3 protein-coding genes are annotated in these 3,589 nt (G+C 69.3%); 2 read left to right on the top strand and 1 reads right to left on the bottom strand.

Translation table 11 applies throughout. The annotated features are described in order from the left end of the window. Positions 1–202 precede the first annotated feature (202 nt). Entirely contained in the window at positions 203–724 is a 522-nt protein-coding gene (locus AC08OO_RS22385) for a Tn3 family transposase (protein WP_476619034.1), read from the bottom strand. 154 nt (positions 725–878) lie between these two features. Here AC08OO_RS22385 and AC08OO_RS22380 point away from each other — a divergent pair, with 154 nt between their 5' ends. Both AC08OO_RS22380 and AC08OO_RS22375 read left to right on the top strand, forming a co-directional pair. After that, on the top strand, positions 879–1,913 hold the full coding sequence (locus AC08OO_RS22380; protein ID WP_476611734.1) for a nucleoside hydrolase: 1,035 nt from the start codon (positions 879–881) through the stop codon (positions 1,911–1,913). Next, entirely contained in the window at positions 1,910–3,235 is a 1,326-nt protein-coding gene (locus tag AC08OO_RS22375; RefSeq protein ID WP_476611733.1) for a hypothetical protein, read from the top strand. The genes AC08OO_RS22380 and AC08OO_RS22375 overlap by 4 nt, the downstream gene beginning before the upstream one ends. Positions 3,236–3,589: the final 354 nt, after the last annotated feature.

Below are 3,589 nucleotides of genomic sequence, written 5' to 3'. Positions count from 1 at the left end.
ATGCGGGGATCTGTGGGAGCCCGGGGGTGAGATTCCCCCGGGCTACCCGACAGCGATCTACGAGCGGCACTGTTCACCCTCACGCGCGACGCGTACGGCTCGTGACGAGCGTCGCCGAACTCTCCTGGCGAGGGATGCGGTTGCCAGCCGGAGCCGGCATGCCTCGGTCCCTTCCCCCGACCCGAGGCCTGCCAGGCCGGGTCTACACCAGCGGCGGCGCGGTGGACACGCCGAGTGTCAGGCGGCTGGTCATGCCGAGTTTCACCTCGCCGTACGGGGCGACGTGGGTCCAGAACAACGGGGTCAGGCCGCGCCGGTCGGCGTCGGTGAGCTGCTGCGCCCAGTCGTCGTCGGCGAGGACGTCCTGGACCATGAGGGTGTTGACGTAGACGAGGGCGGCCTGGAGCACCCGCAGGCAGAGGACGGAGAGTTCCTGTTCGTCGCGGCGGTTGGTGGCGATGTCGCCGCCCTTGCCGAAGAAGATGACGCTGTTGGCGCGGTTCCAGGACTCGACGACGTTCAGGCCCTCGTTGATCTCGCGCTGCAGGTCCCGGCCGCGCAGGTAGCGGGCCACGAACAGGGTCCGCTGCGCCCGGCCGACCTCGATCATCGCCTGGTGGGTGGGGTGGATCGCGTTGGTCCGGGTGAACCGGCGCAGGATCGCCTCGGCCGACGCGGTGATGGACCGTACCCGCCGGACGGGCCATTTACTTAGCTTTTGCATATCCTGCGCGCGGGCGCGCAAGGTCACCAGATCATACGGATAGCGGTGCGTGCAGACGACCTTCAATAACAGTAACAGGCACGTCGGATGTGTAAAATAGGCACATCTATGCCGTAGGTAAGATCCAGGATTGCATCTGGCGAAAGGGTTGATCGTGGGCGAAGTACGTGACGGTGATCTACCCGATGACGCGGCGGTCTGGCGCGCGCTAACCGCCGGCAGCAACCAGTACGGACCCGGCGGTGCCGCAGCACTCATCGATCGGATGTCCCACGTCGCACCGCCCACCCCGGCTGCGCACCGCCCTCCCGTCATCATCGACACCGACGTCGGCGGGGACCCCGACGACGCCGTCGCCCTCGCTGTCGCCGCCCACAGCTGCCCTGAACTCGCACTCGTCGTGACCTCCGACGAACGCGGAGGAGACCGGGCCCGGTTCGCGCGAGCCTTCCTCGACGCACTGGGCCGCCACGACGTCCCGGTCGTCGCTGGACACGACCTCGGTAACACCCGCTACTTCTGCGTCGACGGGCTCGCCGGCGCCGGTGGCGAACCGGTCAACACCGACCTGCTCGCCGCGGTGGACCAGGTGCGCGCCGGTGCCACGCACGACCGGATCCGCTGGGTCGGGATCGGCCCGATGTCCAACCTGGCCAACCTGCTCACCGAACGACCAGAACTGACCCGAACGCTCGAGATCACCCAGATGGGCGCCGCGCTGAACTACCGGTATCCTGACCAGGCCGAACACAACATTCGCCTAGACCCTGCCGCAGCCCGCACGGTCCTGGCCGCGGGGCCACGGATCTCCTTCGTCACCTCCGACGTGACTTTCCGCCCCGGCGAGATGGCGATCACCGCCGACAGTGGCGTCTACCGCCATCTCGCGGAGGAGAGCACCACTTGGGCCCGGATGCTGCGTGCCCACCTCGACCGCTGGTACGCGACGTTCTACCCGGCAACCCTGCAACACGACGCCCTCACCTTCAGCGCGGCGCTGCAGATGCCGTTCGTGGACTTCGGGTTGCGCCGAGTCCACCTCGACGACATCGGGCGCATGAGCCTCGCCTCCGACGGCCGCGAGGTGTTCCTGAGCCTGCGTGCGGACTACCCGGCGTTCCGTGCCTGGCTGCAGGCCGGTCTCAGCCCACCCGCGGCGCCCACGGCCAGGGCTGGGGTTGAAGCGTGACGCAGCCAGCGCACTCGAACCTGTCTCGGCTCCTCGACGACTACGAACTGACCGATCCGGCCCATCGCGCCGCGGTCGAGCAGGCCTACCAGGTGTCGGCCGATCATCTGACACCACTGATCACGCACGTGGCCGCCGCGATGCTCGACGATCTACGCCAGGCGGTCCAACGGGATCCGGGCACCGTCGTGGTGTTCCTCGGCCGGGACGGACACAGCCTCGCGGTCGCCGCCGGCAATCTCGACCCGGCATTCGTCGCCGATCACTGCACCGAGGTCGTCGTCTCCCGCGTCGTTGTCGACGCCGCGCTGCAGGACCTGCAGGCCAACAGCGGCCACACCTTCCCGCACCTGGCCGGCTTCCGCGACGCGGCGACCTGGGTCGACCCGGCCGCGGTCAGCGGCGCCCAACGCAACCTCACCGACTACCTGCAGCGCAGCGGCGTCCCGGTCGGGGAACTCGGCTCCTCCGTCGTCCTCGTCGACACCAGCTTCAAAGGCACCGTGCAGGAACTCCTCGCGGGCATCTACCCGCAGACGTCGTTCACGGGCTGCTACGCCTTCTACGGCGCGTCCCCCGACGACCCGCATCCCGGCAGCAAGAAGGGTTACGCGGTCCACCTCGATGTTGACCGCAGCAACGGTGGCCGTCCCCTAACGTCCCTGCCCGACGACCCCGCCCTCACCTTCGGATACGTCGACGCCATCGGGGTCGTCGAATACACGCTGAACGGCCCGCTGGAAAGCCCGGAACGCATCAGCGCCCAAGGCCCCGTCCAGGCCCAGCTCCGCAACGACCTCAACGTTCTCTGGGGCCTCAACCCGATCCGGGTCGCCGAGCCCTACCATCACCCCGTCGTCCGTGAGGCAGCGAAAGCCGCGATGCAGCTCGCGGTCGATGAACGCTCCCACGACCTGGCCGCGGCCCTGCGTGCCGGCGCGCTGACCTCGGCCGCGCTCAACACGCAGGTCGACCGGCTGCGCCAACAGATCCGCTTGTGGGATCGGCGAGACCCATCCACCGACCCCGCCTTTGGCCAGGTCATGGACGCCTTCGTCGCCCATCCTGACAAATGGGCCATCGAACGTCTCCGCGCGGATCTCCAGGATCGGCATCTCAGCGCTGCCGCCCAGACGGACATCTGGCGCCAGTTCGACCGGCTAGACCTGGCGGCGAAGAAGACGTTCACGCCCGGAAAGGCGCACGTTCGCCCTACGGCAGGCGCGTTTCCGCACATTGTGCAGCCGAGCGTGCCCAAGGCTCAGGTCAGACCTGGCTCGTCGGAAAAACCTCCCGACCACTCACCACGCCCTCGCCGCTGACCGGGGGCTCGATCCCGGCTGAACCCTCTGGTGCGTCCCTGCTGGCTGGCGACCCACCACGGAGGGCCCCAGGCCCGGCATCGCGCCCGGGCCTGGGGCCCTCCGCCGTTTCCAGTCATGCCGCCGCCGAGCTCACCGCGACGCCCACAGCCGCCCGGAAGGCCCACGAGGCCGCCCGGAAGGCCGCGGGTGCGGCGCGGCGTGTGGTCGACGGGGAGGCTGTCGGCGACGACCAGGAGCGCAAGGACCATCCCGGCCGCCGCCCGGCCAGCGACGTCGCCGAGCAGGCGGTCACCGCCGTGTTCTCGGACAACCGGGCGCTGGCCGACGCGATCCGCGGGGCCGCCGCGTTCG

Source organism: Frankia sp. CeCAU1 (genome assembly GCF_977971845.1).
Note: the sequence above shows the minus strand (reverse complement) of the source record. Positions and strands in the feature narration are given on the sequence as shown.

Coding starts and splice junctions, on each gene's coding strand:
- AC08OO_RS22385 (WP_476619034.1), bottom strand. CDS start 724: ATGCAAAAGCTAAGTAAATGGCCCGTCCGGCGGGTACGGTCCATCACC.